The following is a 26,473-nucleotide window of genomic DNA, read 5'->3' as shown; positions in this document are numbered from 1 at the left end:
ATTTTGAGTCACTTCCACTCTCCCCAACCGTTTGAATCCCATCCGGACACCCTGTCCAGGTCGGAACTCCGAAAATACCTCAGACAAAAACGCCGAGCCTTATCGTTTGAGCAACAACAACAGGCTTCTGAACGGCTGGCACTGAGTCTTCTGAAGCACCCCGACCTTTACCGCGCCAGGCACATTGGTATCTATCTGCCCAATGATGGCGAGATAGACCCGAGCCTTTATATCGACCTGGGCCGGCGCAAGGGCATACGATTTTATCTGCCGATTCTGCACCCTATTTTTCCGGGAAAGCTGGTCTTCAGCCCATACTTTGATGGTGTTGAACTGACCGCCAATCGCTTTGGCATCCCGGAGCCGGCATTCCCGCGCTCAAGGCGCAGGCCAGCCTGGGCACTGGATGCGGTGCTGTTTCCGTTGGTAGGCTTTGATGAGCAAGGGGGAAGGCTCGGGATGGGCGGCGGTTTCTATGACCGGACGTTTGCTTTCAGCCGGATAAGGCCGGCCATGGCGCCAAAACTGATAGGCCTGGCCCACGATTTTCAGAAAGTCCGTGAATTACCGATAGAACCCTGGGATGTACCGCTGCACAGCGTGGTCACGGACCAGCGCTGTTACCGGTTCAAACCCTGACTGGCCGACTGGACAAACCCTACCGCTGGCACAGCCGCGCGGTCGGCGCGCTTGTCTTCAGAGGCCTGGATGGAGGTAAAGCCGGTAATGACAAGGCCGACAGCAAAGATGAGCACGATGGCGCGGATGATGTCAGGCTTGTTACCCATTACGCATTTCCCGTTTTTTCTTTGATTTAATTAGTTGGAAAATCAGCTAGCTATTCTCGTGTTCGAGAATTAGACGAAAGACTAACACGTAACTTCGATTTTACAATTTTTGACTCGTTACAGTTATGTAAGGGTTTTTGGCGCCGGTGTGTCTCGCAGCTGATGGATGCCCGAAACCGGCACAACAGTTTGGCGAAAGCAGGCCGAATCGGTCCTGGGGCTCCTTTCCGGGAACCGCTACGAGCACATCCATGTGCGCTTCTCTCAGGCCATCCTTGGCCTTCGAAATTCCCGGAAAGGAGCCCCAGGACCGATTCTACTTGGGTGATTTGGCCCGGTTTCTACTTTTCGTTTGCGCTTCCGTTACCCGCGCCCAGGAACAGCCGGTAGGCTTCGTTATCGGTCATGTTTTCGTAGCGGAAACCCACCTTCTCCAGCATTTTTTCGAAATCCGGAATCTCATCCTCATTCACCTGTGCGCCCAGCAGCACGCGGCTGTAAGCAGCACCGTGGTTGCGATAGTGGAACAGGGAGATGTTCCAGCGGGTGCCGAGGGACATCAGGAATTTCAGCAGGGCGCCCGGGCGTTCGGGGAATTCGAACTGGTACACCACTTCATTATCCACAGACGGCGCATGGCCGCCGACCATGTGGCGGATGTGTTGTTTGGCCAGGTCGCTGTCGGTGAGGTCGATCACGGAGTAGCCGTTTTCTCGGAGTTCCTGCACCAGGTCTTCCCGGCCGTGGCCGCCGGCCTGGATCTGGATACCGACGAAGATGGTGGCGTCGTCAGAGTCCGAATAGCGGTAGTTGAATTCGGTGATGCTGCGCTTGTGCAAGGCGTTGATGAAGGTCTTGAAGGCTCCCGGGCGTTCCGGGATGGTGACCGCCAGGATGGCCTCGCGTTTCTCACCGATTTCGGTGCGCTCTGAAATGTATCGCAAACGGTCGAAATTCATATTGGCGCCGCTGAGCGTGGCGATCAGGTTTTCATTTTCGATCTGTTCCCGCTCAACGTACTTTTTGATGCCGGCAACACCCAAAGCCCCAGCGGGCTCGGCAATGGAGCGAGTGTCTTCGAACACATCCTTGATAGCCGCGCAGATTTCATCGGTGGAGACGGTGATCACTTCATCCACATAATCCTTGCAGATTTCCCAGGGGTATTTGCCAATCTGCTTGACCGCCACACCGTCGGCAAAGATGCCCACTTCGTCCAGCACTACCCGCTTGCCAGCTTTCATGGCCGCTTGCAGGCAGTTGGAGTCTTCCGGTTCCACCCCGATTACCTTGATTTCCGGGCGCAGGTATTTGATGTAGGCAGCCATGCCGGCAATCAGGCCGCCGCCACCCACGCAGATGAAGATGGCGTGGATGGGCTGGCTGAACTGCCACATGATTTCCATGGCCACCGTACCCTGGCCGGCAATCACATCCGGGTCGTCGTAAGGTGGGATGTAGGTGTAGCCGTGTTTTTTGATCAGCTCCTGGGCATGGGCGGCGGCTTCATCAAAAGCATCGCCCTTGAGCACCACCCTTGCGCCGTGGTCTCGCACGGAGCGCACCTTGATCTCGGGAGTGGTCTGGGGCATCACGATCACTGCTTTGATGCCCAGTTTCTTGGCCGCCAGCGCCACGCCCTGGGCATGGTTGCCCGCGGAGGCACAAATCACACCCTTGGCTTTCTGCTCCTCAGAGAGCTGGGCAATCCGGTTGTAGGCGCCGCGAATCTTGAAGGAGAACACCGGCTGAAGGTCTTCACGCTTGAGCAGAATATTGTTGCCAAAGCGCTTGGACAGACTACGGGCTTCAGTCAGGGGTGTTTCGATGGCGACGTCATAGACCCGCGCATCGAGAATCTTCTTGATGTAGCGTTGCGGCATGATGGTTCCGGTTGCTGGTGATTGGCGTGGAAAAACCTACAGTGTAGAAACTTTGCACGGCAGCCGTCTATAAGCAGAGACACTGGGCGCGTATAATGCTCGAAAAATCATTTTTCTCCCGGAGCCCACCATGACGCAGGACGAACTCAAACAAGCCGTTGCCAAGGCAGCCGTGGACTACATTGCCCCGAAACTGGAGCGCAGCAGCATTGTCGGCGTGGGCACTGGCAGCACCGCCAACTTTTTTATCGACTTCCTGGCCCAGTACAAAGATGAATTCGACGGCGCCGTGGCAAGCTCTGAAGCCACCGCAGAACGCCTGAAAAAGCACGGCATCGAAGTCTATGATCTGAACAGCGTCAGTGAGATGGAGTTTTATGTTGACGGTGCTGACGAAACCAACGCCAACCTGGAACTGATCAAAGGCGGCGGCGCCGCGCTGACCCGGGAAAAAATCGTGGCGGCCGTGGCCAAAACGTTTATCTGCATCGCGGACGATTCAAAAATGGTGAGCGTCCTTGGCGACTTCCCGCTACCGGTGGAAGTCATCCCCATGGCCCGCAGCCATGTTGGCCGGGAAATCGTCAAGCTGGGCGGTGATCCCGTGTACCGTGACGGTGTTACCACCGACAACGGCAATATCATTATCGACGTCCACAATCTGGACATCTCCCGCCCGATCCAGATGGAAGAAAAACTGAACAACATCGTGGGCGTGGTCACCAACGGTCTGTTCGCCCGCCGCCCGGCGGACCTGTTGTTGCTGGGCACCAGCGAGGGCGTGAAGAGCATCCCCCGCAACGGCGCCTGACACCTTACGGACCGCCCCCAGAAAGCTGGCCAACCGGGCCAGCTTTTTTGTGCCCGGCGAAATGCAAACCAAGCGCTTGCTTGGTGACAGAGATTGCGCGACACTCGTCCCATCGAAAAACAAGTACACAGGGAGCGAATCCGTGTCTGACTACTTCAACGAAACCCACGAACAGGTGCGCCAAACCGCACGCAAGTTCATCGAAACCCACGTTCGCCCTCACATAGACGACTGGGAAGAAGCCGGTGAATTTCCCCGGGAAATCTACCAGTTGGCAGGCGATGCCGGGCTACTGGGCATTGGTTTCCCGGAGGCTCTGGGCGGTATCGCTGAGGGCGATATTTTTATGAAAGTGGCGGTTTCCGAGGAACTGATGCGCTCCACCTCCGGTGGTTTTGTGGCCAGCATCGGCTCCCTGGACATTGGCCTGCCGCCGGTGGCCAAGTGGGCAAAAAAAGAGATTCGGGAGCAGATCGTGCCTCCCGTTCTGCGCGGTGAAAAAATCGCTGCGCTCGCCGTTACCGAGCCTGGCGGTGGTTCCGATGTGGCGAACCTGAAAACCCGAGCGGTGAAAGACGGCGATCACTACATCGTCAACGGCAGTAAAACCTTCATCACCAGCGGCATCCGCGCCGACCACTACACCGTGGCCGTGCGCACCGGCGGCGAAGGCCACGCCGGCATCAGCCTGCTATTGATCGACCGGGATACCCCTGGCTTCTCCACCGGCAAAAAACTCAAAAAAATGGGCTGGTGGGCCAGCGACACCGCCGAACTCTTCTTCGAAGACTGCCGGGTACCGGCAGACCGCCTGATCGGCGCCGAAAACGCCGGCTTTATCGCCATCATGAGCAATTTCCTGGCCGAACGCCTGAGCCTGTCCGTCATGGCCTACATGACAGCCCAACTGGCCTACGAGGCGGCCCTGGATTACACCAAACAACGCCAGGCCTTCGGCCGCAACATCGCCGGCTTCCAGGTCACCCGCCACAAGCTGGTGGACATGGCCACCCAGATCGACATCGCCCGGGAATACACCTACCGCTGCGCCGCGTTGATGCAGGCGGGCAAAAACCCGATCAAACAGGTGGCCATGGCCAAGAATTTCTCTGTGGACGTGTGCGAAAAGGTTACCCGCGAAGCGGTACAGCTGTTCGGTGGCATGGGTTATATGCGGGAATCGGTGGTAGAGAGGCTTTATCGGGATGCCAAGATTCTGTCCATCGGCGGCGGCACGACGGAAATCATGAAGGAGCTGATTGCCAAACAAATCAAGCTGTAGCCCTCTTATTCGGTGCATGGGGCATGTTGGGAGCCTTTCCCAAAACACGCTCCTTCGGCACGTCCATGTGGCGCTTGGGCTCCGCCATCCATGGCTCCGCACAGTTTTGGGAAAGGCTCCCAACACGCCCCCTATGAGCTTGGAGGGGCCTCTGAAAGTATGCCTGAGAATTTGGGCGTCGGTGAGGCGAACCTTCCTAAAACGCTTGAGGGCTGGAAGCTACTGCGAAGGTTCGGACGACCATCAGGCAGCACTTTCCGAAAACGTGGAGCGCCATGGACGGCGCGACCGAGCCCTACAGGGATGTATTCACGGGCGTTTTTCGGAAAGTGCTGCCTGATGGTTGTATGCACCACAGTCAACGACCAAGGTTTAGTTTCGAATGGCAAGAGACTTCCGTATAATTGCGCCCACTTTTTGAACGCAGTTAAACGTACCTCAACGTAGCAGGAAGGATCGCACATGCAATTCGACAACATCCCCGCTGGCAAGAACCCGCCAGAAGACATCTACGTAGCCATCGAGATCCCGGCTAACAGCTCCCCGGTCAAGTACGAGCTGGACAAAGACATGGGCGCCCTGCTGGTTGACCGGTTCATGGCCACCCCCATGTTCTACCCGGCCAACTACGGTTTCATCCCCCACACCCTGGCTGATGACGGCGATCCCATCGATGTGCTGGTTGTTACCCCCTACCCCATTCAGGCCGGCTCTGTTATCCGCTGCCGTCCGGTAGGCGTACTGAATATGGAAGATGAAGCCGGTGGCGACGCCAAGCTGGTTGCGGTGCCCCACGACAAGCTGACCACCACATACCACGACATCAAGGAGATCGACGATCTGCCGGAGCTGCTGCGCAACCAGATCCGTCACTTCTTCGAGAACTACAAGACACTGGAACCCGGCAAGTGGGTGAAGGTACAGGGCTGGGGCAACGCAGCCGAAGCCAAAAAAGCCATTGAGGACGCGGTTAACGCCTACAAAGGCTGATCGCACTTCAGGTAAAGAAAAGCCGGGCAGTCATCACAACTGCCCGGCTTTTTTTGTGCGCGAGATCCGGACTCTTAGCCCCTGGACAGCAGATCCCGCATATCACTTATGGCCGCGTTCGCCCGCGACAGATAGGCCGCCATGGTGAGTGAGTGATTCGCCAGCACCCCGAAGCCGCTGCCGTTCAGAATCACCGGGCTCCACATGGGCTGTTGCGTGCCCTCAAGCTCAATAATGATCTGCTTCACGCTGGCCATGGCATTCTTGTCCTGCAACACCTTGCGGAAATCCACCTCAATGGCCTTGAAGATGTGCAGCAATGCCCAGGCGCTGCCCCGTGCCTCATAGAAAACGTCATCAATCTTGGTCCAGGGCGTTTTCACGTCATCACCACCGGTGTCTTCCGCCAGCGGATCATCCGGGTTCAGGTTAGCCAGGGCTTCCGAAACCGAGGCTTTCCCAACACTCTCGCTGAGCGTTCGTGACAGGCTGCCCAACCGGGTTTCAAGGTCTGCCAGCCAGTTATTGAGGTTGTCAGCACGGGCAAAGAACTGGGCGTTAGGCTGCTCCGGGTGAGACAGCCGGTCCAGGTACCGTTTCAGCGCATTGATGCCCCGGCGGTACTCCCGCTCCGTGGAGGGAATGGCCCAGCTACCGCTGTCAAAATGAAACTGCGGTTCGGCGATGATCAGGTCCGCGTCTTCAGCAGACTGGCTCTGGGAGCGGCTGATGTCCTTACGCATAGCTCTGGACAGATCCCGCAACTGCACCAGCACACCAAACTCCCAGTTGGGCATATTGTCCATCCACAACCCAGGCGGGAAGATATCGTTGGAAATGTAGCCACCGGGTTTGTCCAGCAAGGTTTCGGCAATCTTGATCATCGTGGCCGTGGTGGCAAAACCGGTCACCGGCTCCCGGCCCATGTCACTGGCGAGAGCACGGGTGTGCTCTCGCACAGAAAAGGTATCTGGCTCACTGCTCCAGTACATACCGAGAATGGTGGTTACTAGCAGATATACCAACAGGATCGCCAGAACAAACTTGCCAATGACACCGTTGCCTCCGGTGTAATCCTGCATATCGTCTTTCTTGTCCCTGAAGTACTGTGTGATTTTGCCCGGCATAAGGCTGCAAGTCTCCCGTCAGTTGTCAATCAGCGGCAAATGGCCTGCCAAGATGGTATCCCATGGCTCCATCAATACCCAGTTTACAGAGTACCGAGTATTCTGCTGCCGTTTCCACTCCTGTCGCAAAAACCTTCACTCCCCGGCTGCGCGCAATGGCCAGCACGGACTCCAGCCAGAAACGATTTTCATCATGGCTGTCCAGGTTATGGATGAAGCTGTTATCGATACGTATGGCCCGGAACGGCAGATTCTTCAGGTAGCTGAACGGCACGCCCCCCACCCCGAAACGATCCACCAGAACCGGCACCCCGAGCCGGACGAGCTCTCGAACCAGTGTGCTGACATCCTTGCGGTGATGGTGAATGGTCTGCTCGGCCACACCAACCCAAAGACGACTAACCAGAGGCCCTGCCTGCCCAAGACTCGCCAGCAAATCACTCCGGAACTCCGGGTCAGCAACAGACGCACTCCCCAGGGATACCGCCAGGCGCTCCCCTGGATGGCTCGCCAGGCGCTCCAGAACCCGCTCGATCAGCAGCCGGTCAATGTCCTTGATTAGCCCAAGGCGCTCGGCCACAGGTACAAACAAACCTGCCTTGAGAACCCCTTCAGGACTGTTGATACGGGAAAACACCTGATAGTGAACCACCGACTGTTCACCGCCCTGCACCATGGGCTGTAACCACAGCGACAAACTGCGGTCACGTATCGCCTGGCTGATGATCACCCGCCAGGTTTCCATGTTGTGGTGATTTTCCAGGCCGGTTTCGGCCAGCCAGCAGCAGGATTCATCCCGCTGCTGGGCCGCCACCAAGGCCTCATCGGCAGCCGCCAACAGATCCCGGCTAGACAGCCCGTCGGCCGTCACCGCCAGCCCCGCATGCACAATGGTATCCATCGGTGCGGCATGATCGGCGTAAAGCCCGTCAAGTTCCGCCACCAGCTCCTCGGCCCACACCCTGACATCCACCGCTGACGCACCGGGCAGGAAAACAGCGAACTCGGCGCCAGTCCTTCGCCCGGCGAAGGATTCAGCATGCCGTTTGACAAACCTCTGCAGGCAGCCAGCAATCTGTTTCAGGAGCAAGTCACCTTCGCTGCGACCGTAGGCACGATTGTAATCAACGAAAAAACCCAGCTGGATCATGACCAGAACCCCCGGGGCAGCCTTTTCTTCAGACTCAAGCTCAGCCCTCAGCCGCTGATCAAAGGCACTCCGGCTGGCCAGGCCCGTCACCGGATCTTCGTTGTTCACCTTGCGCAAATGCTGGATCAGCTTGCCTTGGCCTTCAAACAACTGGCCGAGGTCGTCTGCCATCAGGTTCATGGCTTCGGTTACCTGATTCAGTTCCCGGGTGGATTTAATATCGACCCGTTTCCTAAAATCCCGCTGCCCCAGGGCTCTGGCTTGGGCCTCCAACGCTTTCAGGGGGCTGAGTATTCGCCCCAGCAACAGGTGCAGGACGACCAAACCGGCACCACCGATCACCAGCACCCCCACCAACAGCCCCACCGTAATGCGCCACAGGTCATCGTAGGCCCGGCCTGGGTGACTGACCACACGAACCTTGCCCAGACGACTCCAGCCACGCACGACTTCGGCCTCAGCCATTGGCCGAGGCAGGGAGGCCAAACGGATAAACCAGTCAGGGGCGGCAGTACCCTGAAGCGGCATTCTTCTGCCCGCAATCAGGCTGTCACTGTGATCAAGGTATTCCACAGACAAGTACCGGCCGCTGTCGAATACGGCATCAATCAGCGACGCAGCTGCTACCGGATCTGAGCCATCAATGGCATTGGATAGGGATAGACCTGTAGCCGTCGCGCCATCGCGGGCATGATCACCAAGTTGATCGGCTACATAGTCCCGGAAATAACCGAAACTGGTGATGAACGCCGCCGTGAGAATAAGCACCAGCAAGCCACCGGTAAACACCAGCAATAGCCCCTGTAGCGTAATCACGCCGTGTTGCTGAGCTCTCTTTCCAAACATCCCCGCCATAGCTGCTGGGGCTCCGGTCCGATAATTGGTTTGATGAGTGTCTGTGACCTGTACCGCAGAGTTGACAAACATTTACATAGCGCAACCTACGCCGACAACATTAAACACTATAGACTCTGCAAAAGGACTAAGGTTAAAAAGTTCGTCCTGCCGGATCGGACCATCAAAAAATGAAAACAGACAGGCCGGAGCACAATGAACGACGAAAGCCAGAAAGAAAAACTCAGGCAGCATTTCGCCCGCCGTGTGACCACCCAGGCCAGGGTGGTTCTGGATACCTGGCAGAAAATTCGCGAAGACCGCAGTCAGGCGGCGGTATACCGTGACGAGCTGGTCTCGGCAACGGACAAACTGGTCCGCTACGCAAAACGCTTTGAAATGGAGAGCCATGCCGCCGCAGCCGAACACATCCTGGGACTGCTGGAGCACTGGCACCAGAGTGATCCACTGGACGATGACCAGGCACGGCAACTGGAAGATGCCACCGAGACTCTGCGCCATTGCACCCAACGCCGTACCGACCAGGAAACCTCCGACACGCCCCAGCAATACCGACGCACACCGGTTTACATTGCGCTGTCCAACGGTGAAATGGCCGCCCGCCTGATCCGCCAGCTGGAATTTTTCGGGTTCCGGGCCTCCGCGTTCAGCAGTGCCTCTGACCTGATTGAAGCCTGCGCCCTGAGCAAGCCGGAAACCATCCTCATGGATGTCAACTTTGGCGGCGACACCAACAGTGGTATTGCCACTGTGGAGCAGCTACAGGAGCAGCACGACACGCCCATACCGATCATCTTCATGAGCGATGAAGACGGCAGCATTGAAACCCGCCTGCGAGCATCCCGGTGTGGCGGCGAGGAGTTTTTCTACCCGGCGGTGGACCCCGGCCAGCTGATCGAAAAGATCGAAACCTACACCCACGGCAATACGGTCGAGCCCTACAAGGTGCTGGTTCTGGATGACTCCCGGGCCCAGGCCAAATACATGGAAACGGTGCTGAAGAAGGCGGGCATGACCGCCCACATCATCACCGATCCGATGCAGATTATTCACGCCCTGGAAGAGTTTTCGCCGGAAATCATCATTCTGGACATGTACATGCCCGGCTGCACTGGTATGGAGATCGCCCGGGTGATCCGTCAGCAGGATCGCTTCCACAGCGTTCCCATCATTTACCTGTCCGCGGAAGAAGACGTCAGCAAGCAGCTGCACGCCATGAGCCTGGGGGGCGACGACTTCCTGACCAAGCCCATCGACCCCAAACACCTGATTGCCACCCTGCACAACCGTGGCCGCCGGGCCCGGTCATTACTGGCACTGATGATTCGCGACAGCCTCACCGGCCTGTATAACCACACCCATACCCTGCATCTGCTGGAGCAGGAAATCGTGCGGGCCCGGCAGAAAGACCAATCCCTGTGTTTCGCTATGCTCGACATCGATTACTTCAAAAAGGTAAACGACACCTTTGGCCATCCCATTGGCGACCGGGTGCTGCGAAGCCTGTCGATGTTTCTCAAGCAGCGACTGCGAAAATCCGATCACATCGGTCGTTATGGTGGTGAGGAATTTGCGATCATTCTGCCCAACACACGGCCCGGTGACGCCCGCAACGTGTTGAATGAAATCCGCGAGCGCTTCTCCGAGCTGGTACAGCCGGCCGGCGACCGGGAATTTAACGTCACCTTCAGTTGCGGCATCTCCGCCTGGCAGGGTGACAGCGCCCAGTCCCTGTGCGAGCGCGCAGACCGGGCGCTTTACACGTCCAAGGAACACGGGCGTAATTGCGTTTCCCTGGCAGAATCCTGATCACTTCGGGCCGGGCGCCCTGCCCGGCCCCATGAAACCAATGTCGAATACCGACACGGCTCACCTTCATCGACAATGATTGTCATCAACGAAATGTCATCGCGTACACGGCGATTGCTGTGTAACCTTTTTAAGACCAATGTACGACAGGCAAGATTGTCAAAAAGTGTTGATCTGAGGCTAACAAGTACGCACCATTGAGGTAACGTGCCGTTATCTTCGGCGATCCTGTAAAACACCAAGGCAGACAGAACCATGTCGACCATACTTGTGCTCCATGGCCCCAACCTCAACATGCTCGGCACCCGGGAGCCCGAGGTCTATGGCTATGAAACACTGGCCGATATTGACGACCGCTTGCACCAGAAAGCGGCCGAGCAAGGTCACCACCTGCTGCATTTGCAATCCAATGCAGAGTACGAATTGATTGAACGGGTACATGAGGCCCGGGGTGAGGGCGTGGATTTTATCATTATCAATCCTGCCGCCTTTACCCATACCAGTGTCGCCCTGCGGGACGCCATGCTGGCCTCCGGCATACCGTTTATAGAAGTGCATTTATCAAATGTGCATGCGCGGGAACCTTTCCGCCATCACTCCTATTTTTCAGATATCGCCGAAGGGGTTATCTGCGGGCTGGGCAGCCAGGGCTACGACCTTGCCCTGCAGGCTGCACTGCAACGAATTCACCGATAGACCAGAGACAACGGGACTGGAACAGTTATGGATATTCGTAAAATCAAGAAACTGATTGAACTGCTCGAGGAGTCAGACGTCGAGGAGCTGGAGATTCACGAGGGTGACGATTCAGTTCGTATATCGCGCCGTCGGGAACAGGCCTCCGGTGGCCATTACGTGAGCCACTACTCAGCACCCGCGCCCCAGGCTCCGGCACCGACCCCAGCACCCGAGGCAGCGCCGGCTGAACAAACCTCTGCGCCAGCTGCCATCAATGGCCATGCAGTGAAATCTCCGATGGTGGGCACCTTCTACCGCTCACCGTCCCCGAGCGCTGCAGCGTTTGTCGAAGTTGGCCAGAAGGTAAACGTTGGTGATGTCATCTGCATTGTGGAAGCCATGAAGATGATGAACCAGATCGAGGCTGACAAAGCCGGCACCATCACCGAAATCCTGGTCGAGAATGGCCAGCCGGTGGAGTTTGACCAGCCCCTGGTCGTCATTTCCTGAATTCGGTGATTGTTAACCATGGCCATGTTAGAAAAAGTTCTGATCGCAAACCGCGGTGAAATCGCCCTGCGAATCCTCCGCGCCTGCAAAGAGCTGGGCATCAAGACGGTTGCGGTGCACTCACAGGTCGATCGCGATCTCATGCACGTTCGCCTTGCTGACGAAACCGTCTGTATAGGTCCCAACAGCCCTACCGAAAGCTACCTGAATATCCCGACCATCATCAGCGCCGCCGAGGTGACTGACTCCGTTGGTATTCACCCGGGTTATGGTTTTCTGGCGGAGAACGCCGACTTTGCCGAGCAGGTTGAGAAAAGCGGCTTTCGTTTCATCGGCCCCCGCGCGGAAACCATCCGACTGATGGGCAATAAAGTTTCTGCCATCGAAGCCATGAAAAAGGCAGGCGTGCCGACGGTACCGGGCTCCGACGGCCCGCTGACGGACGATGACGAGCGCACCCTCAAGCTGGCGAAACAGATCGGCTACCCTGTCATGATCAAGGCGGCCTCTGGTGGTGGTGGTCGAGGAATGCAGGTGGTGCACTCTGAAGCTGCCCTGCTTAAAGCAGTACAGATTACCCAGAGCGAGGCCAAGAATGCCTTCGGTGATCCCACTGTGTATCTGGAGAAGTTCCTGGAAACCCCACGCCACGTGGAAGTCCAGGTTCTGGCCGACATGCACGGCAACGTCATCCATCTGGGTGACCGGGACTGTTCCATGCAGCGCCGGAACCAGAAAGTCATCGAAGAAGCGCCCGCACCGAACGTCAATCCGGAGTCCCGGGAACGCACCCTCAAGGCCTGCGTCGACGCCTGTAAGGAAATCGGCTACGTGGGTGCCGGCACCTTTGAGTTCCTGTACCAGGACGGCGAGTTCTATTTCATCGAGATGAACACCCGGGTACAGGTTGAGCACCCGGTCTCCGAGATGGTGACCGGTGTTGATATCGTCCGTGAGCAGCTGCGCATTGCCAGCGGCCTGCCGCTGCAATACAGCCAGGACGAAATCCACATCTCCGGCCATGCCATCGAGTGCCGGATCAACGCCGAAGATCCGCAGACCTTCGTGCCGAGCCCCGGCAAGGTCAAGCACTTCCATGCACCGGGTGGCAATGGCATCCGTGTCGACTCCCATCTGTACAGCGGCTACACCGTGCCGCCGTACTACGATTCCCTGGTGGCCAAACTGATCACCTGGGGCGATGATCGGGAAATCGCTCGCCGGCGCATGAAGAACGCGCTGGACGAAATGCTGGTCGACGGCATCAAGACCAATCAACCTCTGCATCGAAAACTGGTACGCGATGGTGGCTTTAAACAGGTAGACTTCACCATCCACTACCTCGAGAAACTGATGCGGGATTAACCATGCCCTGGATACAACTCCAGATTCCAGCTGATCCGGACACTGCGGATCAGCTGGAAGACCTGTTAATGGAAATGGGCGCAGACGCCGTTTCCATGGAAGACGCAGCCGACCAGCCCCTGTACGAGCCCGACCCGGGCACCACACCCCTTTGGAGCCAGACCACGGTTACCGGACTGTTCCAGTCTGACCGCAACACCGAGCAACTGTGCGCCGATATCCGCGACGCCTGGCACCAACAAACCCAGCAAACCCTCGCTGAAATCGACGTCACCCTGGTGGAAGACAAAGACTGGGAGCGGGCCTGGATGGACGACTTCCACCCGTTGCAGTTCGGTGAACGCCTGTGGATTGTACCCAGCTGGCACGAAGCGCCAGACCCGGATGCGGCCAACCTGTTGCTGGACCCGGGCCTGGCCTTTGGCACCGGCACCCACCCCACCACGGCCCTGTGCCTGGAATGGCTCGACGGCCAGGATGTCGCGGGCAAACAGGTGACCGACTACGGTTGCGGCTCCGGCATTCTGGGCCTGGCCGCACTGCTACTCGGCGCGGACCATGTGGTTGGTGTAGATACCGATCCGCAAGCCCTGGAGGCCAGTCGGGAAAATGCTCGCCGTAACGGCGTGGAAGACAACCGGCTGGATCTGTTCCTACCGGGCAACGACCCCGACACCCGTGCCGATATCATGCTGGCCAACATCCTGGCCCAGCCACTGATCGGGCTGGCACCAAGACTGGCCGAGCTAACCAAGCCCGGCGGTGACCTGGTGTTGTCCGGTATCCTGTTCAATCAGGCCCGGGACGTCATGGACGCCTACGAGCCCTGGTTCATCATGGACGAGCCGGAACAGAAAGAAGACTGGATACGCCTCACAGGACGGCGCAAGGACGGATGACGAGCCCGGGCTTTACGACTAAACTGCCCCCTTTGTAATGGTAGATGTAGTGATAGATTAATCTTCGAGTATCGATTTATCCGCGATCAAGCTTTCAGGAACGAAGCATGACCCAGAGCAGCCTGCAGACTCAGTGCCCCAATTGCGAAACCCGCTTCCGGGTGACTGACGAACAACTCAGCATCGCCGGGGGTAAAGTCCGTTGTGGCAGCTGCCTGAAGGTTTTTAACGCAATCGAGCATCAGGTTCTTAAATCAGGCAGCAGCTCTGCGCCAGCCGCACCGGGCGAGAAAACAGCCGGGGAGACCGCCACCCCACCCTCGGACACGCAAACCGGGCACAATGAAGACGACTTTATCTTTGCCGACAACCCGGAAGAAGATGCCACAGAAGGCCGCTATGCCGGCAGCAAGCTGACGTTTTCCGATGACGAACTGAGCGACAGTTTCCGCTCGTTTGATGAACCGGAAGAGTCCGGCTACCACGATGACGATCTGACCCCGGAAAAGCAGGACGTTGACGAAAGCTGGGCGGAAGCCATGCTGGCGGACGATCAACCGGTGCGCGCACCGGATAAGCCAGCCGAACCCGAGCCACCAGCACCGAAAACACTGTCTGTTGAAAGCAAGCCTGAACCGGATCGTCAACCGATAGCCCCGGATACACCACCACCCGGCGCACCTTCCGCCGCCGGCAGCGATGAAACACCCGAGCCGCCAGCGCCAGGCAAAAGCGAGCCTGCCAGCCCCGCACCCCCTCCCGAAGAACTTACGCTTGCGGCAACCGATGACGACCGGCCTGTAGTCCCAAAAGAACCGTTACGTAAGGCTGATCAGGCGCCTGACACCCTGTATCGGGATCTGCGCCGCGACCCGGTATCGGTTGGCCAGGGCCGCAGTCGCCTGAGAACAGCCCTGTGGACGCTCGTCGTTGTCGCCTTACTGGGCGCCCTGGTCGCCCAGGTTACCTGGTTCCAGTTTGATCGGCTGTCCGCCGTTCCCCAGCTCAGACCGTTCTACGAGAAAGGTTGTGAGCTGGCCGGCTGCCAACTAAAGCCCCTGATCAACGTCGACGCCATTCAGAGCCGAAAACTGGTGGTCCGGACCGATCCTGACAACCGCACCCAACTGATCGTCGACGCCGTCATCATTAACCGGGCGGCCTTCGAACAGCCGTTTCCGGCCATTGCCCTAACCTTTTCCAATCTCAACGGTGATGTGGTGGCCCAGAGCACGTTTACCCCCGAGGAATACCTGGCCGGTGAAGCGGAAGCCCTGAGCGCCATGCCCCCGGAGACTCCGGTGCGGATTGCCATCAGCATCCGCGATCCAGGCCGCGACGCGGTGAATTACAATCTGAGCTTCCGGCCCTGGACACCCTGAGAGGGAACCTGGACGTCAGTTGACAGCGCAAAAGTCAACCAAAAAGCACGAAAAATAATCAATTTTTTCAGCACTTTTCCCCTTCAATCAGGCCCCCTCCGGCGGTATCATTACCGCCCTTCGGAGACTGAAGCGGTCATAATTTAACCAACCACTTCTATCCGAACCTTGCTTAACTCGCTGTGACACGGACTCAGATCATGCTGCCGACGGCAAAAATCGGGCCGTATACCCTGCCCAACCCATTGATAGTTGCACCCATGGCCGGTGTAACCGATCGCCCCTTCCGGCAGCTTTGCCGGCGGATGGGAGCGGGCCTGGCAGTATCAGAAATGGTCATAGCAGACAGCAAACTTTGGCATACGCGCAAATCCCAGACTCGCCTGAACCATCAGGGCGAACCGGAACCCCGGTCCGTCCAGATTGCCGGTGGCGACCCGGACATGTTGGCCGATGCGGCGCGGCAGAATGCAGCCTTCGGGGCCCAGATTATCGATATCAACATGGGCTGCCCTGCCAAGAAGGTCTGCAACAAAGCGGCGGGTTCCGCCCTGATGAAAGATGAGAAACTGGTCAGGGCGATACTGGAAGCGGTGGCCAGCGCGGTGGACATTCCCGTCACCCTGAAAATGCGCACCGGCTGGGATCAGGACAACCGGAACGCACCGGTGATCGCGAGAATGGCCGAAGACGCGGGCATACAGGCCATCGCGGTACACGGTCGTACCCGTGCAGACAAATACAACGGCGACGCGGAATACGACACCATCGCAGAAGTGAAAGCCAGTGTTGGCATTCCAGTGTTTGCCAACGGCGACATTACCACGCCGGAGAAAGCCCGGCGGGTGTTGGAATACACTGGCGCAGATGGTCTGCTGATTGGCCGCGGTGCCCAGGGCCGGCCCTGGATCTTCCGGGAGATCCTGCACTATCTGACCACCGGAAAACACCTTCCGGAACCGCCTCTGGATGAGGTGGAGCAGATTTTGTCGGAACACCTGGCAGAGCTACATGCCTTTTATGGCGAGAAAATGGGCGTGCGTATCGCCAGAAAACACGTGGGCTGGTATCTGCAGTCCCACGATCAGAGCAAACAGTTCCGTAAACGCTTCAACGCCATCGACGATGCGCTGGAGCAAAAAGACAGCATCGAGCAGTATTTTTCAGGCTTACGAAATGGAGAGGTATTCGCAGCATGACCGCTGAGACTTTGGCAAACGACACTCTGAGCACACCAGCAAACGATGATCTGCATCAGCTGCATACGGTGAATAACAGCGGCAACAGCGTCACCCTGCGTGACAGCGTGGAAGTTGCTCTGAAGAACTACTTCGCGCAACTGGATGGCGCCCCCGTATCCGACGTTTACCAGCTGGTACTGTCGGAAGTGGAAGCCCCGCTGCTGGAGCAGGTGATGAAATACACCCGCAACAACCAGACCAAGGCTTCGACCATGCTCGGACTGAATCGCGGCACCCTGCGCAAGAAACTCAAGCAGTACGGTCTGCTATAATCAGACTTGTCCCTGAAGGGCCTCCCGGATGCGTTCGCGAGGCCCTTGTTCTTTATATCCAGGCTATCCCCGGCTTATCTGAACAGCGAAGAAAGTGACCCATGGCAAACCAGGCTAATACCCCCGTCCGTCGCGCCCTGATCAGCGTGAGTGATAAAACCGGCATCGTCGATTTCGGCCGTGCCCTGACTGAACGCGGCGTTGAGCTGCTCTCCACCGGCGGCACCTTCCGCCTGCTCAAGGAAAACAACGTAGCGGTCACCGAAGTGTCCGACTACACCGGTTTTCCTGAAATGATGGACGGCCGGGTCAAAACCCTGCATCCGAAGATCCACGGTGGCATTCTGGGCCGTCGCGGTACCGATGATGCCATCATGGGCGAGCACGGCATTAACCCCATCGACATGGTGGTGGTGAACCTGTACCCGTTTGAAGAAACCGTTGCCAACCCGGACTGCGATCTGGCCACCGCCATCGAGAACATCGACATTGGCGGTCCCACCATGGTCCGCGCCGCCGCCAAGAACCACAACGATGTGGCCATTGTGGTCAACGCCTCCGACTACGGCCGTGTACTGAAGGAACTCGACAGCAACGACGGCCAGCTGACCTACAGCACCCGCTTCGACCTGGCGGTAAAAGCCTTCGAACACACCGCCGGTTACGACGGAGCCATCGCCAACTACCTGGGCGGCCGCACCCCGGACAACGACAACGCCGACTTTCCCCGCACCTTCAATGCCCAGTTCGTGAAGGTTCAGGACATGCGTTACGGTGAAAACCCGCACCAGCGGGCCGCTTTCTATGCCGAGCGCAACCCGAAGGAAGCCTGTATTGCCACAGCCAAACAGCTGCAGGGCAAGGAGCTGAGCTACAACAACGTGGCCGACACAGACGCCGCCCTGGAGTGCGTGAAGCCCTTCGCTGACCCGGCCTGTGTGATCGTCAAACACGCCAACCCCTGTGGTGTGGCCATCGGTGCCGACATTCTGCAGGCCTATGACCTGGCCTTTGCCACCGACCCCACCTCGGCGTTCGGCGGCATCATCGCCTTTAACCGGGAACTGGACGCGGCCACCGCCAAGGCCATCGTGGATCGCCAGTTCGTGGAAGTGATCATCGCCCCGAGCGTGGCCGCCGAAGCGATTGAGATTGTCGCTGCCAAGAAGAACGTGCGTCTGCTGGCCTGCGGTGAGTTCGACGGCGAGCGCGCCCAAACCATGGACTACAAGCGCGTGACCGGTGGCCTGCTGGTGCAGGACCGTGACCTGGGCATGGTCGCCATGGAAGACGTGAAAGTCGTGACCGAGCGCCAGCCCTCCGAGCAGGAACTGAACGACCTGCTGTTCGCCTGGGAAGTGGCCAAGTACGTGAAATCCAACGCCATCGTGTACGCCAAGGCCGGCCGCACCATCGGCGTAGGCGCGGGGCAGATGAGCCGCGTTTACAGCGCGAAGATTGCCGGCATCAAGGCAGCGGATGAAAACCTGGAAGTGAAGGGTTCCGTGATGGCCTCTGACGCGTTCTTCCCGTTCCGGGATGGCATCGACGCCGCTGCAGCGGCCGGCATCACTGCCGTTATCCAGCCGGGCGGCTCCATGCGCGACCAGGAAGTGATTGACGCCGCCAACGAGCACGGCATCGCCATGGTCTTCACCGGCATGCGCCATTTCCGTCACTGATCAAAGAATTCAGGAGCAACATATGAACATTCTGGTTATTGGCAGTGGCGGGCGCGAACACGCCCTGGCCTGGAAAGCCGCGCAATCCCCGCTGGCAGATAAAGTCTTCGTAGCGCCCGGCAACGCCGGCACCGCCCGGGAGCCGAATCTGGAAAACGTCGACCTGGACGTGATGGACCTGGACGGCCTGGCGGATTTTGCCGAGCAGAATAGCGTGGGCCTGACCATCGTCGGCCCGGAAGCCCCGCTGGTAGCCGGCGTGGTGGACAAGTTTGAAGCCCGCGGCCTGCGCATCTTCGGCCCCAGCGCCGGCGCCGCCCAGCTGGAAGGTTCCAAGGCCTTCACCAAGGACTTCCTGGCCCGCCAGAAGATCCCGACCGCCGACTACGCCAATTTCACTGATGTGGACGAAGCCCTCGCCTATGTACGTGAAAAAGGCGCACCGATTGTGGTCAAAGCCGACGGCCTGGCCGCCGGTAAAGGCGTGATTGTCGCCATGACCCTGGCCGAAGCCGAAGATGCCATCCGCGACATGCTTGCGGGTAACGCCTTTGGCGATGCCGGCAGCCGCGTGGTGGTGGAAGAATTCCTCGACGGCGAAGAAGCCTCGTTCATCGTGATGGTCGACGGCAAAAACGTGCTGGCCATGGCCACTTCACAGGACCACAAACGAGTGGGCGATGGCGACACCGGCCCCAACACCGGCGGCATGGGCGCCTACTCCCCCGCCCCGGTGGTCACCCCGGATGTGCACCAGCGCATCATGGATGAGGTGATCTACCCCACCGTCAACGGCATGGCCGCTGAAGGCCACCCCTACAAGGGCTTCCTATACGCTGGTCTGATGATCGACACCAATGGCGCTCCCAAAGTGATCGAATTCAATTGCCGGTTCGGTGACCCGGAAACCCAGCCGATCATGCTGCGCATGAAGTCGGACTTGGTGGAACTGTGCCAGGCCGCCGTGGATGGCAAACTGGACCAGAGCGACTCCGAGTGGGACGAGCGCGCCTCTGTAGGCATTGTACTGGCTGCCGGTGGTTATCCCGCCGACTACAGCAAGGGCGATGTGATCTCCGGCCTGCCGGAAGGTGAAACAGAAGGTGAGAAAGTCTTCCACGCCGGTACCAAGCTGGATGGTGATAACGTGGTGACTGCCGGTGGCCGGGTTCTGTGCGCCACCGCTTTGGGCAACACCGTGACTGAGGCCCAGCAGCGGGCTTACCAGCTGGCGAAGAAAATTAGTTGGAACGGCATGTTCTATCGGAACGACATTGCCTACCGGGCCATTGCCCGGGAACAGTAGAGCTGCCTGCTAGCGAGTCACAACCCGGCCCCGCGCCGGGTTTTTTATGGCCGAAAGCCAATAGTAAATTTAAATCTACATCATAATAATTTCTTGTTGTTAACGCTTATCATTTGTATAGTTGCAACCCTTATTCAATAACACCTACACAGGATGCGATTATGCAACAACGATTTACCCGCCGTTTTATCGTAGCCGCCATCATGGCCGCCTCCCTTCCTGCCGCTGCCCAGGAGCACACACTGAAGGAGCTGGTCATCATCGGTGACGAGACCTCAGCCGCCAGCCTGCCGGGCTCAGCCCATGTGGTGACAAACGAAGACCTGGAAACTATGAAGTACACCGACGTGCACCGAGTGGTAAAGCAAGTGCCTGGTGTTTATCTGCTCGAAGAGGAAGGCTACGGCCTGCGTCCTAACATCGGTATTCGTGGCTCCGGTTCCGGCCGGTCCGGCAAGGTTACCCTGATGGAAGACGGCGTGCTGATGGCCCCTGCTCCCTACTCTGGCCCAGCCGCTTACTACTTCCCGTCCTTCGGCCGCATCAACGGCGTTGAAGTGCTGAAAGGACCAGACCTGCTCCGGTACGGCCCGGCCACCGTTGGCGGCGCCATTAACCTGCGCTCCACGCCAATTCCGACCACGACCGGCGGCCGGGTAACGGCGGAAGTTGCCGAAGATAACGGCAAACGCATCCATGCCTGGTATGGCACCAACAGCGAACAAGCCGGCTGGCTGATCGAAACTCACCAGCATGAGAGCGACGGCTTCAAAGACATTCGCCAATCAGACCGCGAAGCCGGCTTCGACAAGCAGGATTACGTCGCCAAGCTCCGTCTGAACACCCGCGCAGATGCCGACATCTACCATCAGCTCGACCTGAAAGTGGATTACAGCGAAGAGCTGAGCCTGGAAACTTACCTCGGTCTGACCGACGCGGATTTCAACGCCAACCCGGACCAGCGCTACTTTGCCTCTGAACGGGATAACATGGATACCCAGCGCACCGGTTTCATGGCCCGGCACCTGGTGGATTTCAACAACGATGTAACCCTGACCACCACCGCCTACCGCAACGAATTCAAACGCAACTGGTACAAAGCTGCGGGGCTGAACTCCCTGATCAACGACGCCAATGGTGGTGACGCCCTGGCCCAGCAGCAGCTTCGCGGTGAGACAGACCTGGCCGGCATAGAGATCAAGAACAACGCACGTGAGTACGAATCACAGGGTATCGATTTTGTAGCAGATTGGGGTCTCAATCTGACAGGCATGCGCCACGACCTCACCTTCGGCCTGCGCTACCACGAAGATGAAGTAGACCGCCTGCAGCCGGTAGACACCTTCGACCAGGTGATCGTGAACGGTCGCCCGGTTCTACAGTATGTCTCAACCACCTCCGGAAGCGGCATCAGCGGCAGCAACAATGCCATCGAAAAAGCCGAGGCCTGGAGTGCCTACATTGCCGACCGCGTTGAGGTTAACGATCGCCTTACCGTCACCGGCCTGCTCAGGTACGAGGATATTGAAACCAGTCGTGTTCGCTATCAGCAAGAAGCCCGGACCGATGTGCAAGACCGCGCCTCAAACAGTACCGGTGAACTGCTACCTGGCCTGGGCGCAACCTACAAACTGGATGGCGGCGTAACCCTCCTGGCCGGTATTCATCGGGGCATGGCCCCGGCGGGCGCAGGCAGCACCGATGTTGAACCCGAACTCAGCACCAACTACGAGCTCGGCGCCCGGATTCAGCGTGGCGCCGGTCGCTACGAGCTGATCGGCTTCTACAGTGACTATGAAAACACGGTCCAGAACTGCTCCGTGGCCACCCCTTGCGCTGGCGGCCAGGACACTGGCTCGGTCAGTCAGGGTGAAGCCCGCATTCAGGGTATTGAAGCCCTGGCAGGCTACGAGTTCGCTCTGACCAACGGCCTGTCGGTTCCGGTTGAAGCCACCTGGACCTACACCGATGCCGAGGTCACCAAAGACAGCGATTCCGGTACCGTTCTGAAGGGCGACAACCTTGTCTACCTGCCGGAGAACGTCCTGAACCTGCGCACCGGGCTGCGCGCCGGGGACCAGTGGGACGCCTACCTGAACGTGTCATACGTCGACGAGATGTGTATCGATAATACCTGCGATCGCAGCGGCACCGACAACACCTTCAGAAAGACCGAATCTCTCACTGTAGTTGATCTTTCCGGCAGCTACCGCGTTGCCGAAGGCGCCCGCGTCTTTGCCAAGCTCGATAATGTGTTCGATACCCAAAAAATCATCGCTCGCTCACCGGATGGCGCCCGGCCGAACCTGCCTCGCACCGCATCTGTGGGCGTTACCGTCGATTTCTGATCGAAGTCTCCACGCAAAAGGCTGACGGACCAGCCTGACTCAGGAAAACTTCAGCCCGGCCATTGACCGGGCTTTTTTCTGGGGTAGTGTTAGCGTTCACAACGACCACAATGAAAAGGAGTTCTCCGTGCCCCGAAACGCACTCAACCTTGCCCTGCTGCTTGTCACCACCCTTCTTGTCAGCGCCTGTTCCAAACAGGGCATCTACGACAGCGCCATCGGCTGGGAGCGTTCCAGCGCCGGCCTTGAGACAGCGGAAGTCACAGTCGGCGAGTTGGACATTGCCTATCTGCGCAGCAAAGAGGCTGTAGAAGGTGACACCCTGGTCCTGATACACGGCTTCGGCGCCAACAAGGATAACTGGACGCGGCTGGCCAAGGAGTTCAAGGGCGAGTTCAACGTCTACGCCATCGACCTGCCCGGCCATGGCGACAGCAGCAAGCCTCTGGACATCGGCTACCGGTTTGAAGACCAGGTGAACTACCTGAACCAGATCCTGGCTGAACTGGGCGTAAGCCAGTTCCACATGATGGGCAACTCCATGGGCGGCGCCATCACCGCACTCTACGCCGCCACACACCCGGATCAGATCCAGACTGCCGTTCTGTTCGACCCCGCCGGGATCTTTGAATACGAGAGCGAGCTGGTGGATCTGGTAATGGAGGGCGACAACCCCCTGATTCCAAAAAAGGAAGGCGACTTCGACAAGCTTCTGGACTTCGCTCTCGAAAAGCGCCCGTTCGTGCCCTGGCCGATTTTTGATGTGATGGAAGAGAAAGCCATCGCCAACCGGGAAGTGAACGAGGTTATCTTTGCCGCCATCCGCGACACTGGATTTGAGCCAGACTTCCGCAACGCCATTACCCGAATCCAAGCCCCGGTGCTGGTGGTCTGGGGCAAGCTGGACCGGGTGATCGACTACCGCAACGCCGATGTGTTCGTTGACGCCATCCCGAACGCACGCAAAGTGATCCTGGATGACGTCGGTCATGCCCCCATGGTTGAGGTTCCCGAAGAGTCGGCACAGCTTTTCAGGGAGTTTATGGCCAGCACACAACCCTGAAACCAAGTGCTACTACATTTGGCATCGGAAAAAGGGTAGGCTTCAGGCTTTCTTTTCACCCCTCTACAAGAACATGACATGCCTGAAGCTATCTGGATCACCTTCGCCTTTGTCCTAGGACTGCTCGTAAAAGCTGTTGGCCTGCCCCCGCTGGTGGGCTATCTGGCAGCAGGCTTTGCCTTGAGCGGCATGTCGGCGATGACTGGCATCGAGATTGAAGAAACCGCTGTTTTGCAGCACATCGCGCACCTTGGCGTTCTGCTGCTGCTATTCACCGTTGGCCTGAAACTGAAGCTCCGGTCCATCGTCAGCCCGGAAGTCATCGGCGGCAGCTTGCTGCATTTCTCGATAACCTGTCTGGTCTTTACTCCTGGGCTCTACTGGCTGCTGGATCTGGATTGGACTACGGCACTGATGCTGGCCATCGCCCTCTCCTTCTCCAGTACAGTTCTGGCGGCCAAGGTACTGGAAAGCAAACGGGAGCTCCGCGCGTTCCACGGCCGCGTCGCCATTGGGATTCTGATCATGCAAGACCTGATCGCCCTGGTGGTGATGAGCGTGGCAGCCGGAAAATCCCCTTCCGAGTGGGCGCTGATGATCTTCGGCTTACCGCTGATCAGACCGCTGCTGTTCAAACTGCTGGATGCCAGTGGCCACGATGAATTACTGGTTCTGCTGGGCCTGCTGCTGGCCCTGGTTGTTGGCGGCCTCGGTTTTGAGGCCGTTGGCCTGAGCTCCGAACTGGGCGCACTCATCTTCGGGGCCATGCTCGCCAACCATCCCCGCTCACAGGAGCTGGCCAAATCACTGTGGAGCGTCAAGGAAGTGTTCCTGGTAGGATTCTTCCTGCAGATCGGTATCGGCGGCCTGCCAGATCAGCAGGCTCTGATGTTTGCACTGGTTACCGCTCTGGTTCTGCCGCTAAAAGGTATCCTGTTCTACTTCCTGTTGCTGCTTTTCCGTTTGCGGGCCCGCAGCAGCTTCCTGACCTCTCTGTCTCTGACCAACTACAGCGAATTTGGCCTGATCGTCGCCAGTGTGGCCCTGCCGCAATGGCTGGTACCGCTGGCCATAACGGTATCTCTATCATTCGTGATTTCAGCTCCGCTGAACCGATTTGCCCACGGCATCTATGAGCGAATCGCTCACCGCATTTCACGCTTTGAGAGCCATAAACGCCACCCGGATGAACAACCGATTTCGCTGGGCGACACCCGGATTCTGGTGATGGGAATGGGCCGCACGGGCACCGCCACCTATGACTGGCTGCTGCCTCACGAACCTCGCCTGATGGGGCTGGATTCAGACCCGGCGAAAGCAGAAACACATCAGAAGGAAGGGCGCAACGTGGTGTTTGCCGACGCCGAAGACACGACCTTCTGGGAGGGCTTGCACATGCCGGACTTGGAATCCGTGGTGCTGGCCATGAATGATATCGAGGGCAAACTGATTGCGGCCAGAATGCTCCGCAAGCTGGGCTTTACCGGCTACGTGGTGGCACACACCATGTACACCGATGAAGCAGAGAAAATCCGCGAAGCAGGCGCTGACGATGCCTACCTGACCATGAGCGAAACCGGGGTAGCCCTGGCAAGCCACCTGATGGAGAACACCGAGCTTCAGCCCGCGCAGGTGCGGAACCCGGTATAGACATCACTGCGGAACGGCAGATAAGCCTGCCGGTAGGTGCCACGAATCAGGTTGGATGACGTGACACAGCTGCCACCCTTGGTGACCTTATGGGTGGCAAACTGCAAGGTGGACATAAACGGGTACATGTCCACCTTGAAACCGTCATAGGGCAAGAAGTCGTTGGTGGTCCACTCCCACACCGAGCCAATCATCTGCCGGCAACCCGACCGACTGTCCCCGGCGGGATAATCCCACACCGGATTACAGGCTATGGAGCGGCCGTCCATATCCGCCCTTGAACTGTCCGGAGCCTCATTGCCCCAGGGGTAACGGCGGAACGGTTCCCCGGGCTTATTGCCCAGCGCCGCCACTTCCCATTCGTACTCCGTCGGCAACCGACGCCCCGCCCACTTGCAGTACGCCTCTGCTTCCCAATAGGTGACGTGGGAAACCGGCGCGTCTGGCTCCAGAGACAGCCACCGGTCAAACACTCGCTCCTGCCATTGGCCATCATGCCAGCGCCAGTACAACGGATGCCGGGGTACATGCATCAGAGGCTCCTTTACCCCGTGCACCAGGCTGACATCCTGCTCAGACTCCAGCCATTTCCTGCCACCAAACGACCACAACTCTGGCCGCTGGTAGCCGCAATCGTCCACAAACGCCTGAAACTCCCGATTGCTCACCAGCGTACGACTGATGGCAAACGCCGGTAGTTCAATCTCGAAGCGGGGTTTCTCGGCATCAAAGGCAAAGTCGTCGGTTGCGTAGTGTTGAGACTCGCCGGGCATACCAATTACCCAGCGCCCGGCTGGGATTTCCGCATCACCCGCTATGGCCTCACCCGGTGCCGGACGGTCGCCCTTGAAATCTGCAGGCGCCGGATACCCCACCGTCTGCCGGCACCAGATCAGCGACTCGATGTGCATGTTCTGGTGATAAATCGCGTAGCGGTAGAGATACAACTCCCGCTCGGTCAACTCCCGGTTCTTGATGCGCTCTGCAACCCGATCGTAAATGGCATTGAAGTACGTGAGCGTTTCCTCACGGCCGGGAAACAAATCCCGGCGCCAGCGATCCGTGTGATCCACATGAAAGGAATCCCAGAGGTCGTCCATGGCAGGATTATAACTTAGCGTGCCATCCAGCAGGTTAAACACGAAGACCTCATAGAAGAACGCAGAATGCCCCATTTCCCAGAGCGGAGGGTTCACACCGGGATGGTAGGGAACATCGAGTTGCTGCTCCGCCAGCGTGCGGATCAGTTGCTCCGTGCGGGATCTGGCTAACTCTAACTCTTCCAGCAGCTGAATCTTATTGTCCTCGGCAACCATAAGCCCTAACTCCAAAGCGTCTCACTCCCAAAGTCTGGGAAGACGTGTCGGGAAGGCCTGTCCAAA

22 protein-coding genes are annotated in these 26,473 nt (G+C 58.2%); 17 read left to right on the top strand and 5 right to left on the bottom strand.

All coding sequences use genetic code 11. The annotated features are described in order from the left end of the window. Window positions 1-3: 3 nt before the first annotated feature. Window positions 4-639 (top strand): 5-formyltetrahydrofolate cyclo-ligase, encoded by a 636-nt coding sequence (locus tag ABIE59_RS05390; protein ID WP_354444951.1) that lies wholly within the window; start codon window positions 4-6, stop codon window positions 637-639. On the opposite strand, the gene ABIE59_RS05385 is transcribed toward ABIE59_RS05390, so the two are convergent. Further along, a complete protein-coding gene (locus ABIE59_RS05385; protein ID WP_354444949.1) occupies window positions 621-788 on the bottom strand; it encodes a hypothetical protein in 168 nt (55 codons plus the stop codon). The two genes, ABIE59_RS05390 and ABIE59_RS05385, sit on opposite strands and share 19 nt — an antisense overlap. Window positions 789-1,129: 341 nt before the next feature. Next, window positions 1,130-2,671, bottom strand: a complete 1,542-nt coding sequence (gene ilvA / locus ABIE59_RS05380; protein WP_152439158.1) for a threonine ammonia-lyase, biosynthetic — start codon at window positions 2,669-2,671, stop codon at window positions 1,130-1,132. 130 nt (window positions 2,672-2,801) lie between these two features. Between ilvA and rpiA the strand changes: the two genes are divergently transcribed. From rpiA to ppa, 3 genes are all read left to right on the top strand, one after another. Next, on the top strand, window positions 2,802-3,482 hold the full coding sequence (gene rpiA, locus ABIE59_RS05375; protein WP_354444946.1) for a ribose-5-phosphate isomerase RpiA: 681 nt from the start codon (window positions 2,802-2,804) through the stop codon (window positions 3,480-3,482). Between the two features lie 142 nt (window positions 3,483-3,624). Continuing rightward, the gene (locus ABIE59_RS05370) at window positions 3,625-4,764 is read left to right on the top strand and encodes an acyl-CoA dehydrogenase family protein (RefSeq protein WP_354444944.1); all 1,140 of its coding nucleotides are present in this window, start codon (window positions 3,625-3,627) and stop codon (window positions 4,762-4,764) included. A 462-nt stretch (window positions 4,765-5,226) separates the two neighbouring features. Then, on the top strand, window positions 5,227-5,754 hold the full coding sequence (gene ppa / locus ABIE59_RS05365) for an inorganic diphosphatase (protein WP_354444942.1): 528 nt from the start codon (window positions 5,227-5,229) through the stop codon (window positions 5,752-5,754). Between the two features lie 74 nt (window positions 5,755-5,828). Here ppa and ABIE59_RS05360 read toward each other — a convergent pair whose 3' ends face one another. Next, a complete protein-coding gene (locus ABIE59_RS05360; protein WP_061330718.1) occupies window positions 5,829-6,881 on the bottom strand; it encodes a DUF2333 family protein in 1,053 nt (350 codons plus the stop codon). Between the two features lie 25 nt (window positions 6,882-6,906). Further along, a complete protein-coding gene (locus ABIE59_RS05355; RefSeq protein WP_502915331.1) occupies window positions 6,907-8,886 on the bottom strand; it encodes an EAL domain-containing protein in 1,980 nt (659 codons plus the stop codon). 195 nt (window positions 8,887-9,081) lie between these two features. Here ABIE59_RS05355 and ABIE59_RS05350 point away from each other — a divergent pair, with 195 nt between their 5' ends. The 13 genes from ABIE59_RS05350 (at window position 9,082) to ABIE59_RS05290 (ending at window position 25,091) form a co-directional block, all read left to right on the top strand. Next, complete coding sequence (locus ABIE59_RS05350) at window positions 9,082-10,695, top strand: diguanylate cyclase (protein WP_354444938.1); 1,614 nt, start codon at window positions 9,082-9,084, stop codon at window positions 10,693-10,695. Window positions 10,696-10,950: 255 nt separating this feature from the next. Then, entirely contained in the window at window positions 10,951-11,391 is a 441-nt protein-coding gene (aroQ, locus tag ABIE59_RS05345; protein ID WP_061330721.1) for a type II 3-dehydroquinate dehydratase, read from the top strand. 27 nt (window positions 11,392-11,418) lie between these two features. After that, window positions 11,419-11,883 (top strand): acetyl-CoA carboxylase biotin carboxyl carrier protein, encoded by a 465-nt coding sequence (accB, locus tag ABIE59_RS05340; RefSeq protein WP_106693879.1) that lies wholly within the window; start codon window positions 11,419-11,421, stop codon window positions 11,881-11,883. A 24-nt stretch (window positions 11,884-11,907) separates the two neighbouring features. Further along, a complete protein-coding gene (gene accC, locus ABIE59_RS05335) occupies window positions 11,908-13,248 on the top strand; it encodes an acetyl-CoA carboxylase biotin carboxylase subunit (protein ID WP_354444978.1) in 1,341 nt (446 codons plus the stop codon). A gap of 2 nt (window positions 13,249-13,250) precedes the next feature. Beyond that, window positions 13,251-14,147: a 50S ribosomal protein L11 methyltransferase gene (prmA, locus tag ABIE59_RS05330; RefSeq protein WP_354444935.1), complete on the top strand. Its 897-nt coding sequence runs from the start codon at window positions 13,251-13,253 to the stop codon at window positions 14,145-14,147. A gap of 107 nt (window positions 14,148-14,254) precedes the next feature. Further along, complete coding sequence (locus ABIE59_RS05325; protein ID WP_354444933.1) at window positions 14,255-15,529, top strand: DUF3426 domain-containing protein; 1,275 nt, start codon at window positions 14,255-14,257, stop codon at window positions 15,527-15,529. A gap of 203 nt (window positions 15,530-15,732) precedes the next feature. Continuing rightward, entirely contained in the window at window positions 15,733-16,728 is a 996-nt protein-coding gene (gene dusB, locus ABIE59_RS05320; RefSeq protein ID WP_244178190.1) for a tRNA dihydrouridine synthase DusB, read from the top strand. Continuing rightward, complete coding sequence (gene fis / locus ABIE59_RS05315) at window positions 16,725-17,042, top strand: DNA-binding transcriptional regulator Fis (protein WP_106693883.1); 318 nt, start codon at window positions 16,725-16,727, stop codon at window positions 17,040-17,042. Before dusB ends, fis begins: the two co-directional genes overlap by 4 nt. Before the next feature lie 101 nt (window positions 17,043-17,143). Next, on the top strand, window positions 17,144-18,724 hold the full coding sequence (purH, locus tag ABIE59_RS05310) for a bifunctional phosphoribosylaminoimidazolecarboxamide formyltransferase/IMP cyclohydrolase (RefSeq protein ID WP_354444931.1): 1,581 nt from the start codon (window positions 17,144-17,146) through the stop codon (window positions 18,722-18,724). A 22-nt stretch (window positions 18,725-18,746) separates the two neighbouring features. Then, window positions 18,747-20,030: a phosphoribosylamine--glycine ligase gene (purD, locus tag ABIE59_RS05305; RefSeq protein WP_106693885.1), complete on the top strand. Its 1,284-nt coding sequence runs from the start codon at window positions 18,747-18,749 to the stop codon at window positions 20,028-20,030. A gap of 161 nt (window positions 20,031-20,191) precedes the next feature. Then, window positions 20,192-22,378 (top strand): TonB-dependent receptor family protein, encoded by a 2,187-nt coding sequence (locus tag ABIE59_RS05300; protein WP_106693886.1) that lies wholly within the window; start codon window positions 20,192-20,194, stop codon window positions 22,376-22,378. 127 nt (window positions 22,379-22,505) lie between these two features. Further along, a complete protein-coding gene (locus tag ABIE59_RS05295) occupies window positions 22,506-23,441 on the top strand; it encodes an alpha/beta fold hydrolase (RefSeq protein WP_354444928.1) in 936 nt (311 codons plus the stop codon). 78 nt (window positions 23,442-23,519) lie between these two features. Continuing rightward, the gene (locus tag ABIE59_RS05290) at window positions 23,520-25,091 is read left to right on the top strand and encodes a cation:proton antiporter domain-containing protein (protein WP_354444926.1); all 1,572 of its coding nucleotides are present in this window, start codon (window positions 23,520-23,522) and stop codon (window positions 25,089-25,091) included. On the opposite strand, the gene ABIE59_RS05285 is transcribed toward ABIE59_RS05290, so the two are convergent. After that, window positions 25,061-26,407: an SUMF1/EgtB/PvdO family nonheme iron enzyme gene (locus ABIE59_RS05285; protein WP_354444924.1), complete on the bottom strand. Its 1,347-nt coding sequence runs from the start codon at window positions 26,405-26,407 to the stop codon at window positions 25,061-25,063. The two genes, ABIE59_RS05290 and ABIE59_RS05285, sit on opposite strands and share 31 nt — an antisense overlap. Window positions 26,408-26,473: the final 66 nt, after the last annotated feature.

This window comes from Marinobacter sp. MBR-99 (genome assembly GCF_040547575.1).
Lineage (GTDB): Bacteria > Pseudomonadota > Gammaproteobacteria > Pseudomonadales > Oleiphilaceae > Marinobacter.
This window is presented reverse-complemented; position numbering and strand designations above follow the sequence as displayed.

Excerpts from the sequence above, each read along its gene's own strand:
- ABIE59_RS05350 (WP_354444938.1), top strand. The coding sequence starts at position 9,082 with ATGAACGACGAAAGCCAGAAAGAAAAACTCAGGCAGCATTTCGCCCGC.
- ABIE59_RS05290 (WP_354444926.1), top strand. The coding sequence starts at position 23,520 with ATGCCTGAAGCTATCTGGATCACCTTCGCCTTTGTCCTAGGACTGCTC.
- fis (WP_106693883.1), top strand. The coding sequence starts at position 16,725 with ATGACCGCTGAGACTTTGGCAAACGACACTCTGAGCACACCAGCAAAC.
- rpiA (WP_354444946.1), top strand. The coding sequence starts at position 2,802 with ATGACGCAGGACGAACTCAAACAAGCCGTTGCCAAGGCAGCCGTGGAC.
- accC (WP_354444978.1), top strand. The coding sequence starts at position 11,908 with ATGTTAGAAAAAGTTCTGATCGCAAACCGCGGTGAAATCGCCCTGCGA.
- ABIE59_RS05325 (WP_354444933.1), top strand. The coding sequence starts at position 14,255 with ATGACCCAGAGCAGCCTGCAGACTCAGTGCCCCAATTGCGAAACCCGC.
- ilvA (WP_152439158.1), bottom strand. The coding sequence starts at position 2,671 with ATGCCGCAACGCTACATCAAGAAGATTCTCGATGCGCGGGTCTATGAC.
- prmA (WP_354444935.1), top strand. The coding sequence starts at position 13,251 with ATGCCCTGGATACAACTCCAGATTCCAGCTGATCCGGACACTGCGGAT.
- ABIE59_RS05360 (WP_061330718.1), bottom strand. The coding sequence starts at position 6,881 with ATGCCGGGCAAAATCACACAGTACTTCAGGGACAAGAAAGACGATATG.
- aroQ (WP_061330721.1), top strand. The coding sequence starts at position 10,951 with ATGTCGACCATACTTGTGCTCCATGGCCCCAACCTCAACATGCTCGGC.
- purH (WP_354444931.1), top strand. The coding sequence starts at position 17,144 with ATGGCAAACCAGGCTAATACCCCCGTCCGTCGCGCCCTGATCAGCGTG.
- ABIE59_RS05355 (WP_502915331.1), bottom strand. The coding sequence starts at position 8,886 with ATGGCGGGGATGTTTGGAAAGAGAGCTCAGCAACACGGCGTGATTACG.
- ppa (WP_354444942.1), top strand. The coding sequence starts at position 5,227 with ATGCAATTCGACAACATCCCCGCTGGCAAGAACCCGCCAGAAGACATC.
- ABIE59_RS05385 (WP_354444949.1), bottom strand. The coding sequence starts at position 788 with ATGGGTAACAAGCCTGACATCATCCGCGCCATCGTGCTCATCTTTGCT.
- accB (WP_106693879.1), top strand. The coding sequence starts at position 11,419 with ATGGATATTCGTAAAATCAAGAAACTGATTGAACTGCTCGAGGAGTCA.
- ABIE59_RS05285 (WP_354444924.1), bottom strand. The coding sequence starts at position 26,407 with ATGGTTGCCGAGGACAATAAGATTCAGCTGCTGGAAGAGTTAGAGTTA.
- purD (WP_106693885.1), top strand. The coding sequence starts at position 18,747 with ATGAACATTCTGGTTATTGGCAGTGGCGGGCGCGAACACGCCCTGGCC.
- ABIE59_RS05300 (WP_106693886.1), top strand. The coding sequence starts at position 20,192 with ATGCAACAACGATTTACCCGCCGTTTTATCGTAGCCGCCATCATGGCC.